We start from the raw sequence: 13,225 nt of genomic DNA on the forward strand, positions 1-13,225 counted from the left end.
TTCCTAAAGTTGATTACATTATTCCAACACCAATTCATAAAAAAAGACTACAAGAAAGAGGTTATAATCAAGTGACTACTTTTTGTGAAGCTTTGTCAAAAGAACTTCAAATTCCAATTGAAAACGAAGTATTATTTAGAATTAAACACACCAAAACTCAGACTAAAAAATCTAAAATCAAAAGAGCAGAAATGTTGTCAAATAACTTTGAAATTAAGCCAAAAGACCATCATATTGGCAAACACTACCTACTAATTGATGACGTTATTACTAGCGGAGCAACTATTGAAGCTTGTGCAAAAGTCTTGTTAGAAATCCCAGACTCTAAAATCAGTTTGTTGGCTATTGCTTACACACAATGATAAAAATTTCTAAAAAAAGTATGTAACCTTTAAATATAGTTGTTATTTTGTGGTTGAATTTTAAGATGATATGCGAAAAATATATTTTATACTCCTATTTATTGTTTTTAGTCTACTATTAACCATAACTGGCTGTGCTAAAAGAGGAACTATTTCAGGTGGATTGAAAGATACAATTGCTCCAAAAATTACTGGAAGTTCTCCAGAAAATTACAATACAAACTTTACAGGAAAAGAAATAAAAATTGTTTTTAACGAATTAATAAAAGTTAAAGACATTACAAAGCAATTGATTATTTCTCCACCCATGAAGACAGCACCAATTATTGTCCCTCAAGGAAGTGCCAGCAAATTTATTTCGATAAATATCAAAGATACTTTGCAAGAAAACACTACATATAGTTTTAATTTTGGTCAAAGTATTACAGATAATAATGAAGGAAATCCTTATTCGCAATTTAAATATGTGTTTTCAACAGGTTCTTACATTGATTCATTAACAGTAGTTGGAAAGATTAAAGATACCTATAACCAAAAACCAGACAATTTTGTGTCAGTAATGTTGTATGATGCTAAGACTTTTAAAGACTCAACTGTTTATAAAGAAGCTCCATTATATGTAACAAACACTTTAGATAGTTTAAAAGTCTTTGCTTTAGAAAATTTAAAAGAAGGTTCTTATTATTTAGTAGCTATGAAAGACAAAAATGGCAACAATAAATTTGATCCAAAATCGGATAAAATCGGGTTCTTAGAAGAGCCTATAAAAACACCAAGCGAAATTGCTTATCAATTAGAATTGTTTAAAGAAATTGAAGCTTTTAAAGCTGAAAAACCCATACAACAAAGTACAAATAAATATTTTATGGCTTATAGTGGAAACACTAAAAACCTGAAAGTAACTGCAAAAAATGGCTTAAAAAATGTTGCTGTTAAATTGACAAAATTTCCAGTTGTTGGAAAAGATTCTTTACAATTATTTGTACCAAAAATAGAATCTGATTCTATAGAATTTTTTGTTGAAAACGACAATTATTCAAAATCATTTGTTTCAAAATATAAAGAATTAAAAGAAACAGACACCTTAACGCTTACTTCAAAACAAAATGGAACTATTAGATTTACTGAGGATTATGCTTTAAAGTCTAGTACTCCATTAACAAGTTTTGACAAATTAAAAATGAAATTAATCAACAAAGATTCTGTTGCACTTGATTTCACTACAAAATATCTAGAATTTGAGCAAGAGCTTGTCTTTGAGTTCAAAAAAGAAGAAAATGAAAAATATGCTTTGGAACTTTTACCTGATGCAATTACTGATTTTTATGGCAAATCGAATGACACTTTAATACAAAGATTTAGCACAAGAACATATGCAGATTATGGAAATTTAAGCGTTAATCTAAAAAATATAAATCGTTTTCCGTTAATTTTAGAATTATTAGACGGTAAAGGAAAAGTTTTAGCTTCTAAAACATCAACTAAAGAAACAACCCTTACTTTTGATTTAATTGATCCAATGCTTTATACAATTCGCATTATTTATGATGACAATGCAAATAATGAATGGGATACAGGTAATTTTTTAGCCAAAAAACAAGCAGAGCAAATCATCTATTTTCCAAAAGAAATTGATGTTCGAGCCAATTGGGATATTAATCAAGATTTTGATTTAGAAAATTAATTACATTTTAATCTCCAATTGATCTTTGTCACTTAGAAAATTCAATTTATTTCGGGTTTCTAGCATTTTGTTTTTATCTAATTCAACTATAAAAACACCTAGGTTGTCTTCAGTATCGAGAATTTGATTTCCCAATTCGTCTAACACTTGTGAATGACCAATGTATTCGTGGTTATTTTCATCAAATCCAATTCGGTTAACTCCTATAACATAACATAAGTTTTCTATTGCTCGGGCTTTTAACAAAATATCCCAAGCATTTGTTCTAGGTTTTGGCCAATTGGCAACATAAAGTAATAGATCATAATTTTCATGATTACGAGAAAATGCAGGAAAACGCAAATCATAACAAACTTGAGGACAAATTTTCCAATCTTTATAATCAATGATTACTTTTTTTGTTCCTTTTGCGTATTTTTGATGTTCCCCTGCTAATGAAAACAAATGCCTTTTGTTATAAAAGTCAATTTTTCCGTTTGGATGAACGAAAATAAATCGGTTGTAAAAACTATTGTTTTCCGAAACAACTAAACTTCCGCATACAGCACAATTTTTCTTTAAAGCTAATGATTTCATCCAAGAAATGGTTTCTCCTTGCATTGTCTCAGCAACATTTTCTGGATTCATTGTAAAACCAGTTGTAAACATTTCAGGAAGTACAAATAAATCAAATTCATCATCTTCACTCATAAAATATTCTTCTATAAATGTTCTGTTTGATTTAGGGTTTTCCCAAACTAAATTGGTTTGAAATAATGCTATTTTCATTTATTTTATTTGTATTGAATAATTCCATTTTCCAGAATCGTGATTGTTTACTATTGCTGGAATTAATATCATAGGAATACTTGTAATAACTAAAACACCTCCAATTACAACACCAAAACCACCTGTTCCTATAACTAGAACACCACTTACAAGTATAGCTGAACCATAAATTATAAAAAAAGGGTTGGCAATTGCACTAAAAAGTGATTTTTGTCTAACTTTTTTAATATCTTTTAATAAAATTAAATTCTGTTTAATCATTAAACTAGCACTATCAATTACTGTAAATCGACCATAAAAAGTTTTGCCCTCAAAGGTTTGAATTTTGATTCGTTTATGCTCTTTTATTTGAATAGTCCTTTCAGTATTGGATCTACTTAAATTTAAAACTTTCGCTTGAGTAAAGCAATTAATAGAAAACAAAAGAAAACATAATATAAATACACTTCTCATCATTATAAAGTTTTTAAAATATAATCTTTACCCAAGATCTCTTTTGTTTTTAAACCATTTTTTCTTTATAAAAATACAAAAAAAACGCATCCAGTTACGAATGCGTTTTTATATTTACTAAAGTCTATTTTTTTAGAAACTAGATTTTAAATATTCTCTGTTCATACGAGCAATGTTCTCTAAAGAAATCCCTTTTGGACATTCTACTTCACAAGCTCCAGTATTTGTACAATTTCCAAAACCTTCTTCATCCATTTGACGAACCATGTTTTGAACACGTTGTGTTGCTTCAACTTTACCTTGAGGTAATAAAGCATATTGTGAAACTTTTGCTCCAACAAATAACATTGCTGAACCGTTTTTACAACTTGCTACACAAGCACCACAACCAATACAAGCTGCTGCCATAAAAGCTTTATCTGCATCATCTTTTGGAATTGGAATTGAGTTGGCATCAATAGTGTTTCCTGAAGTATTTACAGAAACGAATCCTCCTGCTTGTTGAATTCTATCGAAAGCACTTCTATCAACAACTAAATCTTTTACAACTGGAAAAGCTTTACTTCTCCACGGCTCAATAAAGATAGTATCACCGTCATTGAATTTTCTCATGTGTAATTGACAAGTAGTTGTTCCTGTCTCTGGACCGTGTGCTCTACCATTGATGTAAAGCGAACACATTCCGCAAATTCCTTCACGACAGTCGTGATCAAATGCTACAGGTTCTTTTCTTTCGTTAATTAATTGTTCATTTAATTGGTCTAACATTTCCAAAAACGAACTAGCTGTTGAAACATTATCTAATTTATATGTTTCGATGTTACCTTTTGAATCAGCATTTTTTTGACGCCAGATTTTTAAAGTTATATTTATATTTTTAGCTGCACTCATAGTATTTTATTTATAATTTCTAGCGGCAATTTTAATGAACTCGTATTTTAATTCTTCTTTATGAAGTTCGGCTTTAGTAGTATCTTGATCTTTATACTCCCATGCACTTACAAAAGAAAATTTCTCATCATCTCTAAGTGTTTCTCCTTCAGCATCTTGATATTCGTTTCTAAAGTGACCTCCACAAGATTCATTTCTTTGTAAGGCATCCATAGCCATTAATTGTCCTAGCTCTAAGAAATCAGCTACACGAAGTGCTTTTTCTAATTCAGGATTTAATTCTTCTGAAGTTCCAGGAACGTAAACATCTTTGTAAAATTCATCACGAATTTGTCCAATTTCTTCAATAGCTTCTTTTAGTCCTTTTTCATTACGAGCCATACCTACTTTATTCCACATTACTAAACCTAAACGTTTATGGAAGTGATCAACAGATTTTGTACCGTTATTATTTAAGAACTTATCAATTGTTGCTTTCACATTACTTTCTGCTTGAGCGAATTCAGGAGAATCAGTAGAAATTTTACCGGTTCTAATATCATCTGCTAAATAATTTGAAACCGTATAAGGCAATACAAAATAACCATCAGCTAAACCTTGCATTAAAGCAGAAGCACCTAATCTGTTTGCTCCATGGTCTGAGAAATTAGCTTCACCAGCTACAAAACATCCAGGAATTGTAGATTGTAAGTTATAATCAACCCAAACACCGCCCATTGTGTAATGAACTGCTGGATAAATTTTCATTGGAGTTTCATATGGATTTTCGTCAGTGATTTTTTCATACATTGCGAATAAATTACCGTATTTTTCTTCAATCCATTGCTTACCTAACTTGATAGTTTCTTCTTCATTAGGGTCATGATTCCCTTGTGCATAAGCAACTTCTTTACCTTTACTTTTAATTTCTGAAGAGAAATCTAAATAAACACCTTCATTGGTGTCGTTTGCTTCAATTCCAAGTCCATCATCACAAACTTCTTTTGCTGCACGGGAAGCAACATCTCTAGGAACTAGATTCCCAAATGCAGGATATCTTCTTTCCAAATAATAATCTCTATCTTCTTGAGCAATTTGTGTCGGTTTTAAACTTCCATTTCTAACTGCTTCAGCATCTTCTTTTTTCTTTGGAACCCAAATTCTACCAGAGTTACGTAATGACTCTGACATTAGGGTTAATTTTGCTTGATTTGTTCCATGAACAGGAATACAAGTTGGGTGAATTTGCACAAAACATGGGTTTGCAAAAGCAGCTCCTTGTTTGTGAACTTTCCATGAAGCTGTCACGTTACTTCCCATTGCGTTAGTTGACAAGAAATATACATTTCCATATCCACCAGAAGCAATTACAACTGCGTGAGCAGAATGTCTTTCTAATTCACCTGTAACTAAGTTACGGGCTATAATTCCACGAGCTTTTCCATCTACTTTAACTAAATCAAGCATTTCGTGTCTACTGAACATTTTAACACGTCCTAAACCGATTTGTCTTGATAGAGCAGAATAAGCTCCTAATAATAATTGTTGTCCTGTTTGACCAGCAGCGTAAAAAGTACGTTGTACTTGAACACCACCAAACGAACGGTTATCTAACATTCCTCCATATTCACGTGCAAAAGGAACACCTTGAGAAACACATTGGTCAATGATATTTCCAGAAACTTCGGCTAAACGATGAACGTTTGCCTCACGAGAGCGATAATCTCCTCCCTTAATTGTATCATAAAATAAACGGTAGATACTATCACCGTCATTTTGGTAATTTTTGGCTGCATTAATTCCACCTTGTGCTGCAATTGAGTGAGCACGACGTGGAGAATCTTGAAAACAAAATGCTTTAACATTATAACCCATTTCCCCTAGAGAAGCAGCAGCAGAAGCTCCAGCTAAACCAGTTCCAACTACAATAATATCAATTTTCGGTCTATTATTTGGTGCAACTAATTTTAAATGATCTTTATAATCGGTCCATTTGTCTGATAAAGGACCTTGTGGTATTTTAGAATCTAACTTCATAATATATTTGATGTTGATTATTTAGTAAAATGAATATATAAAGGAATAATAGCAAATAACAATGGTACTAAGACCGAAAATGCTCTTCCGAAGAATTTTATTCCTGCATTAAATTTTGGATTATTTAATCCTAAAGATTGAAATGCACTTGCAAAACCATGCCATAAGTGAAAACCTAAAGCCAGCATAGCTAATACATAAAGTAACGTGTATATTAAACCATACTTTGCATCTCTAAAAAAGTCTAAAGTAATTTTATACAAATCTTTATATCCTTCTGCAAATTCAACTTTGATTGGCTTTACAATAAAAATTTTATTTCCTTCAATCACTAAATTTTTTCCATCTACTTGGTTTACTGGTAAAAATTTATCTTGTCCAGAACTAGTTGTAATGTAAAAATCTTGTTTCATTCCAGAAGCTTCATCAGTTACAGATAAGGTTTGCAAAGGCATATTTTTATCAAAATGCATTTTTGCCCAAAATGTAACCATGTGTGTTACAATAAAAATTAAAATAACAGTTCCTAAAACTGCCATATTTCTTGAAGCAAAACTACTATTCCCAGAAGGATTGTTTTTTGCATAAGCAATTGGCCTAGCTTTTTTGTTTTGAATTGCCAACATTATTCCATCAATTGCATGGAAAATAATTGAAATGTAAGTCAAGTAAGATAATACTTTTACAGCTGGATTTGTAGTCATAAACAAAGCGTATTGATTAAACGCTGATGCATTATCAGGAATCAATAATTGAAGATTTCCTGCTAAGTGACCTGTCAAAAACAAGCATAAAAATAAACCCGTAAGAGCCATCCAGTATTTCTTTGCAATAGATGACTTTAAAAGTGCAGATTTTGCCATAATTTTATTTGATTGTGTAGATTTATTTAAAATATCAAACAAAAATAAGACTAAAAAAAATTAACTACAACCTTTTCGGACTTATTTATACTCAATTTAAAATGAGTTTAACTAATGTTGAAGATTAAATTAGTTTTTATGTAATAGTGTGTTAATTACACCAAGAGCAAAGGCTTCACCTAAATTTGAAACTCCATAAGGATTAAATGAATCAGTAGGTCTGCTTGTTAGTAAATTTAAGATAGGAGTAGAATTCCAATTTAAAAATTGATTTCTTGAGTAATTTAAAATCATTTTATCAGATCTTTCAAATTGATTTTCAGCTATATAGTGATAATTTTCAAACAGCCCGATTATTGGGTTATAAATTTGTAAATCAACTGAATTAGTCTTAAAATCAAATTTCTTAAAATCAATTATTGGTTTTTGAAAAGTACTTATTTCGTTAGAAAACGACATGATATAAAGACTTTTGTTTGGTTTTTGACCAAAACAGGAAGTAGAAATAATAAAAAGCAACAATAATTTTACAATTGACTTCATTTACATTTATTTGTTGTGGTTAGGAATTAAACCTCTTAAACCCATATCAACGATATTCTCTCCCGCAGAAGGTTCATATTTTCCATCAGCATTTACTTCTGTCCATTCGATGCTATTATTGATTGAGAGCGAAAGAGTTACAACTATATCATTTGTTTCATTCCCATTTATAACTAAATTATTGGCAAATTTGCCTGTAACCACGCATGAACCAGCAGGAATTGGAGATGTAGCTGCTAATGGGTTTGGAACAGTTGTTGCTCCAACTGGTGCTTGACCTGAAGTAGCAAATGGAAAATCATTTAAAGCAAAAGCCCAATAACCTTGAGCACGATTTCCGTTTACTGGAAATAAATTTGTGCCAATACTATGGCTATTTATATAAGTATTAAATCCAACAAAACTGGCAAAAGTTCCAGTGTAATCATTGCCTGCATTTCGGATAGAAACATCAAAATTTTGATAAGACAAAGACACTCTTACCCATTCATAACTACCTTGTGTAACTTGACTTAAGGGGATTGATAAAAACACTTCATCTTCTCCAACAATTTTAGATTGGTCAAAATCAATGGCAGAAGAGCCACCAGTCATTGTTTCTGGCGCATGATACAATATAGTTCCTTGACCTAATTGAGTAAAAGCATTTGGCGCTAATTCAAAATAGTGTGCAGAAATAGAATTGAAAATTGGTGTTTGAGCAGCATTACCAACTGGAATTATTGCAGGTTCACCAATATTATTTAATCGCACTTGACTCTCATCAAATTTGAATTTGATAATTAAATTAGGCTCAGTAGAAATATCGTCCTTTTGGCATGAGAAAAAACTCAACGCTATTAAAAAACCGAAAAGAAATAGTTTTACTCTCATAATACAAATATAGATTAATACGAATCTAATAAGTTTTTGTTACATCTTCATCTATAACGAGAATAAAGTCGGCTTTATTGTAATATTCTTTTTCTAATTTTGAAATATCTTTTTGTTCAACCGTTGCAATGGTTATAATTTTAGTTTCTGCATTGTATTTCTTTAAGTACCAATTGATTCCTTCAAAATTATCTGAATGATAAGTTCCATTAAAATGAATGAAAACGCTGTTTTCTTTTCTGTTTTTATTGATAAAATAAGCCATTGTTGCATCTTTTATAGCTTGAGCTTTTGGCATTTTATCTCCAGCATGACCACCTTGCATTCCCATCATAGCTTGATAACCAGGTAAGTTGACATCAAATGCAATGGGTAAAGGTGCAATCCATGATTTTTCTTCAGTAGAAAGTGAGTCTAAAGCGACTAAGTCTTTTTTAAAAACCAAACTAGCATATCTTCTTGGAACATTTGTTGCTATAAAGTCGAATTTTTTCTCTTTGGCAAAATCAACTAAAGGCTTATAATCGGTTTTATAGTTATTCCATAATCGAGCTAAAGTGTCTAACCCTTTTTGCGTAATTTCATTCTTTAAATATTGATTTATTTGCTTTTGATTATCAGCTTCCAGCATTTCTGCTCCTAAAACTAAATCTGTTTTTTCAGCTAAATCTTTTGTAAGTTCAAGTTGCAACCAATGCGCGACTGAATTATTATGATATTCACCAAAAAGCACCACGTCATTTTTTAAAGAAGATGCAAAAAAGGAAACGAATGCAATAAGTAGTACTATTAATTTCTTCATGTTATTTTGATTCAAAGATTTCTAAAGTTGTTGATTCGTTTTCAACTGAAATTGTGTAATTCCCAAGAGGCAAATATAACTTTTCATTTTTAGCTGGTTTGATTTCTATTTTTTTATCTTTTTTGGTGATTTTTTGAGCTGTTTTTGCATCAACTGATAAAGTATATTCAATTTTATTTAATCCTTTTTTAAGTTTAATTTTTTCTGAATAAACATTTACTTTTTTATTGTTTATAACGTTCAAAACACTTTCTTTTTCTTCATTTGAATAAATCCAAATTTCAGCTTTAGGTTCAAAAGCTTCCGACCAAGAACTCCAAGAATTTCCCCAACGTCTTGATTTTTGAATTTTATCTACTGCAAACAAATGAAGATTTTTAGTTAGAACTTCATCTGTCAAAGCTTGAACTTTTTCTAAATTGACCTTATAAATTGAACGTCCATGAGTTCCTACTATTAAATCTTTAGCTTTAGCTTGAATTTTTAAATCGTGAACTGCAACATTTGGTAATTCAGAAGAGAAATCTTGCCATGTTGATCCTTTGTCCATTGAAATAAACAATCCATTATCTGTTCCAACATACAAAATGTTTTCTTTTTCAGAATCTTCTATTATTACGTTTACTGCATTGGTTAATCCCTTTGAAATATTTGTCCAAGTTGTTCCAAAATCTTCCGAAACATAAACATAACTGGTAAAATCATCATTTCTATAGCCATTTAATGTTACATAAACTCTCTCTTTTTTATGTTGAGAAGCTACAATTCGTGAAACCCATAAATCTTGAGAGACTTCCGTTTGCACAGAAATAGACAAAGGAATCCATGAGTTTCCACCATCTTTTGAAACATGAATTAACCCATCATCTGAACCAACATATAATAAACCGAACTGAAAAGGGCTTTCTGAAATCGTTGTAATTGTTCCATAAGCTACGTTTCCTTCTTTAAAACCTTTGGTTAGATCGTCTGAAATTTTTTCCCAATCTTTCCCTTGATTCATTGAACGATGCAAGAAATTAGAGCCAAAATAAACAATATCTTGATTATGAGAAGACAATAAAACAGGTGTTTGCCAATTGAATCTTAGTGGCTTTTCGTCTTTTGCTGATTTTGGTGTAATTGGTTCTGATTTATCTGTTTTTCTGTCAATTCTATAATAATTTCCAAATTGAAAACCAGTATAAACTATGTTTGAATTTCGGTTATCCACCTGAACTTGCATTCCGTCACCACCCATAATTCCTTGATATGGATATTTGCCTTCTTGATGCCAAGAAACATCATGTGAATAATTATTTGGACCAAACCAAACTCCATTGTCTTGTAACCCACCATAAACATTATAGTTTTCATCATTATCCACTTGAACAGCATAAAATTGTCCGACGGCTTGATTGTTGCATTTTATCCAATGTGCTCCATTATCGTATGAAATATTTACACCGCCATCATTTCCGTTTATGATATGATTTGGATTTTTTGGATTAACCCAAGTCACGTGATGATCTGCGTGAACGTTTTCTTTACTAATCACTTCAAATGTTTTTCCACCATCTTTTGAGAATAATAATGGAACAGCTCCAATATAAATTCGGTTTTCATCATTTGCATCAACACTAATATTAGCAAAATAATATCCGTAAGTGTAATAGAAATCATCAATAAACTTTTGATTCATTTTTATCCAAGTCTTTCCACCATTTGTAGATTTATAAACTTCACAACCTATAACTTCAGTTTCAAAAAGAGCTTTATTGGCATCTTGTAAAACCTTAAAAGCTTCTTTTGGTTCTAATTTTGAATTTTCAACAAAATTCTTGATGTTTTCAGCTCTATATTTTTCACGTAAACCAGCCGATTTAAGAGCATTATTCAGTTCTTTGTTAGAAATATTAGAAAAATTTTCTCCTGGAGAACTCATCATCGTTGGTAAACTACCTTTGCTTTTCGCTGCAACTGGTCTTTTATTTTGATTATCTAAAACAGCATAAATTACATTTTCATTAAAAAGAGCTAAACCAATTCTTCCGACACCTTCATTGTTTGGAAAACCACTTAATCCTGTTGAAATCAAACTCCATGAATTTCCTGCATCTGTACTTTTATAAATTCCAGAACCTGAACCATTTCCAGTAAAATCCCAAGCTTTTCTGTCTTTTTGCCAAGCAGCAGCATATTGAATATTGAAATTTGTTGGACTAACCACAATATCAATTATTCCTGTAGCATCATTTATGAAAAGAGTTTTTTTCCATGTTTTTCCACCATCAAGTGTTTTATAAATGCCTCTTTCTTGATTTTTTGAATATAAATGACCTACTACACCAACTGTAATTTCATTTAAATTTTTTGGATTTACACAAATTCTACTAATGTGATGACTTTCTGGCAATCCTATATTTTCCCATGTTTTTCCTTTATCTGAAGATTTTAAAATTCCAATTCCTGAATAAGAAGAACGAGAAGCATTAACTTCACCTGTTCCAACCCAAATGCTTCCTGATTTCCAATCTACTGTAACTGAACCACAATTTTGTGTTGGAGCATTGTCCATAACTGGAGTAAAACTAGTCCCGTTATTATTGGTGTACCATAATCCACCTGAAGCATAAGCAGCATAAAATTCAGTTGGATTGTCTGGATTTACTGCTAAATCAACAATTCTTCCACTCATAATTGTTGGACCAATGCTTTTGAATTTTACTTCTTCAAATAAATTAGTTTGCGCAAAAGAGAAACTTTGAATAAATAGGAATAGGAATAGTATTTTCTTCATTTTTATAAAATTTGACCTAAAAGTAAGTAATATTCTAAAGATAATTGAAAATTTTTATTGGTTTTAACAAGATTTGGATTTTATCTTTTTAAATTTGATGCACATTAAAACTTAAGACATGAAATACCATCAAATAGACCGCGATTTATTCATAAAAAACCGTAAAAAGTTCACTTCACAAATGAAGACTAACGGAATAGCCGTTTTTAATTCAAACGACATTTATCCAGTTTCGGCTGATTCTACTTTACCTTTTGCTCAACATAGAGATATATTTTATTTAACCGGTGCAGATCAAGAAGAAAGTATTTTGGTACTTTTTCCTGACGCTCCTTATGAAAATCAACGTGAAATTTTATTTTTAAAAGAAACGAACGATCATATTGCCGTTTGGGAAGGTGAAAAACTAACCAAAGAACGTGCTAATGAAGTTACTGGAATCAAAAATGTGATTTGGTTGCAAGATTTTGATAAGACTTTAAAAGAATTAATGACTTATGCTGATACGATGTACATCAACACGAATGAACATTATAGAGCCACTATTGAAACTGAAACTCGTGAAGCAAGATTCATTAAAAAATGGAAAGAGAATTATCCAGCTCATAAAGTGGAAAAATCGAATCCAATTATGCAACGCATTCGTTCTGTTAAGGAAAGTGAAGAATTAGATTTGATTCAACAAGCTTGTGATATTACGGAAAAAGGATTCCGAAGAATTTTAAATTTCGTGAAACCAAACCTAATGGAATATGAAATTGAAGCTGAATTTTCACACGAATTTTTAAGAAATCGTTCAAAAGGTTTTGCTTACACTCCAATTATTGCTTCTGGAAACAATGCTAATGTTTTACATTATATTGAAAACAACCAACAATGCAATGCTGGTGATTTAATTTTGTTAGATGTTGGTGCAGAATACGCAAATTACTCTAGTGACATGAGTAGAACAATTCCTGTTTCTGGAAAATATACTGAAAGACAAGCTGCAGTTTACAATGCCGTTTTAAGAGTGAAAAATGAAGCGACAAAACTATTAGTTCCAGGAACTTTATGGAAAGATTATCATGTGGAAGTTGGTAAATTAATGACTTCTGAATTATTAGATTTAGGTTTATTAGACAAAGCTGATGTTCAAAATGAAAATCCGGATTGGCCAGCTTATAAAAAATATTTCATGCAAGGAACAAG

At 31.0% G+C, this 13,225-nt stretch carries 11 protein-coding genes and 1 pseudogene; 3 read left to right on the top strand and 9 right to left on the bottom strand.

The window, feature by feature from the left end; genetic code table 11:
• Both AACZ53_RS09880 and AACZ53_RS09885 read left to right on the top strand, forming a co-directional pair.
• Positions 1–362: pseudogene (locus AACZ53_RS09880) on the top strand (ComF family protein); the annotation flags it as partial.
• A 70-nt stretch (positions 363–432) separates the two neighbouring features.
• Complete coding sequence (locus tag AACZ53_RS09885) at positions 433–2,046, top strand: Ig-like domain-containing protein (protein ID WP_339837744.1); 1,614 nt, start codon at positions 433–435, stop codon at positions 2,044–2,046.
• Here the strand turns inward: AACZ53_RS09885 and AACZ53_RS09890 are convergent, their stop codons facing one another.
• The 9 genes from AACZ53_RS09890 to AACZ53_RS09930 all read right to left on the bottom strand — a co-directional run bounded on the left by AACZ53_RS09890 (position 2,047) and on the right by AACZ53_RS09930 (position 12,034).
• On the bottom strand, positions 2,047–2,814 hold the full coding sequence (locus AACZ53_RS09890) for an amidohydrolase (RefSeq protein ID WP_339837746.1): 768 nt from the start codon (positions 2,812–2,814) through the stop codon (positions 2,047–2,049).
• Positions 2,815–3,270 (bottom strand): hypothetical protein, encoded by a 456-nt coding sequence (locus AACZ53_RS09895; RefSeq protein ID WP_339837749.1) that lies wholly within the window; start codon positions 3,268–3,270, stop codon positions 2,815–2,817.
• A gap of 129 nt (positions 3,271–3,399) precedes the next feature.
• Complete coding sequence (locus AACZ53_RS09900; protein WP_026716638.1) at positions 3,400–4,158, bottom strand: succinate dehydrogenase/fumarate reductase iron-sulfur subunit; 759 nt, start codon at positions 4,156–4,158, stop codon at positions 3,400–3,402.
• Between the two features lie 6 nt (positions 4,159–4,164).
• Positions 4,165–6,174, bottom strand: coding sequence for a fumarate reductase/succinate dehydrogenase flavoprotein subunit (locus AACZ53_RS09905; RefSeq protein WP_339837755.1), 2,010 nt, complete (start codon positions 6,172–6,174; stop codon positions 4,165–4,167).
• Positions 6,175–6,191: 17 nt separating this feature from the next.
• Positions 6,192–7,037, bottom strand: a complete 846-nt coding sequence (locus AACZ53_RS09910) for a succinate dehydrogenase cytochrome b subunit (protein ID WP_339837758.1) — start codon at positions 7,035–7,037, stop codon at positions 6,192–6,194.
• Positions 7,038–7,166: 129 nt separating this feature from the next.
• Positions 7,167–7,580 carry a hypothetical protein gene (locus AACZ53_RS09915; RefSeq protein WP_339837760.1) on the bottom strand — a complete coding sequence of 138 codons (414 nt, stop codon included), beginning with the start codon at positions 7,578–7,580 and terminating at the stop codon, positions 7,167–7,169.
• Positions 7,581–7,586: 6 nt separating this feature from the next.
• Complete coding sequence (locus AACZ53_RS09920) at positions 7,587–8,453, bottom strand: hypothetical protein (protein ID WP_339837763.1); 867 nt, start codon at positions 8,451–8,453, stop codon at positions 7,587–7,589.
• Positions 8,454–8,478: 25 nt separating this feature from the next.
• A complete protein-coding gene (locus AACZ53_RS09925) occupies positions 8,479–9,255 on the bottom strand; it encodes a ChaN family lipoprotein (RefSeq protein WP_339837767.1) in 777 nt (258 codons plus the stop codon).
• Between the two features lies 1 nt (position 9,256).
• Positions 9,257–12,034: a glycosyl hydrolase gene (locus AACZ53_RS09930; RefSeq protein WP_339837770.1), complete on the bottom strand. Its 2,778-nt coding sequence runs from the start codon at positions 12,032–12,034 to the stop codon at positions 9,257–9,259.
• A 118-nt stretch (positions 12,035–12,152) separates the two neighbouring features.
• Between AACZ53_RS09930 and AACZ53_RS09935 the strand changes: the two genes are divergently transcribed.
• A partial coding sequence (locus AACZ53_RS09935) for an aminopeptidase P family protein (protein WP_339837772.1) occupies positions 12,153–13,225 on the top strand: 1,073 nt, incomplete at its 3' end.

The sequence above is a fragment of the uncultured Flavobacterium sp. genome (assembly GCF_963975005.1).
Lineage (GTDB): Bacteria > Bacteroidota > Bacteroidia > Flavobacteriales > Flavobacteriaceae > Flavobacterium.

What these genes read in the sequence shown, in the direction of transcription:
- AACZ53_RS09885 (WP_339837744.1), top strand. Translation starts at nt 433, where the DNA reads ATGCGAAAAATATATTTTATACTCCTATTTATTGTTTTTAGTCTACTA.
- AACZ53_RS09890 (WP_339837746.1), bottom strand. Translation starts at nt 2,814, where the DNA reads ATGAAAATAGCATTATTTCAAACCAATTTAGTTTGGGAAAACCCTAAA.
- AACZ53_RS09895 (WP_339837749.1), bottom strand. Translation starts at nt 3,270, where the DNA reads ATGATGAGAAGTGTATTTATATTATGTTTTCTTTTGTTTTCTATTAAT.
- AACZ53_RS09900 (WP_026716638.1), bottom strand. Translation starts at nt 4,158, where the DNA reads ATGAGTGCAGCTAAAAATATAAATATAACTTTAAAAATCTGGCGTCAA.
- AACZ53_RS09905 (WP_339837755.1), bottom strand. Translation starts at nt 6,174, where the DNA reads ATGAAGTTAGATTCTAAAATACCACAAGGTCCTTTATCAGACAAATGG.
- AACZ53_RS09910 (WP_339837758.1), bottom strand. Translation starts at nt 7,037, where the DNA reads ATGGCAAAATCTGCACTTTTAAAGTCATCTATTGCAAAGAAATACTGG.
- AACZ53_RS09915 (WP_339837760.1), bottom strand. Translation starts at nt 7,580, where the DNA reads ATGAAGTCAATTGTAAAATTATTGTTGCTTTTTATTATTTCTACTTCC.
- AACZ53_RS09920 (WP_339837763.1), bottom strand. Translation starts at nt 8,453, where the DNA reads ATGAGAGTAAAACTATTTCTTTTCGGTTTTTTAATAGCGTTGAGTTTT.
- AACZ53_RS09925 (WP_339837767.1), bottom strand. Translation starts at nt 9,255, where the DNA reads ATGAAGAAATTAATAGTACTACTTATTGCATTCGTTTCCTTTTTTGCA.
- AACZ53_RS09930 (WP_339837770.1), bottom strand. Translation starts at nt 12,034, where the DNA reads ATGAAGAAAATACTATTCCTATTCCTATTTATTCAAAGTTTCTCTTTT.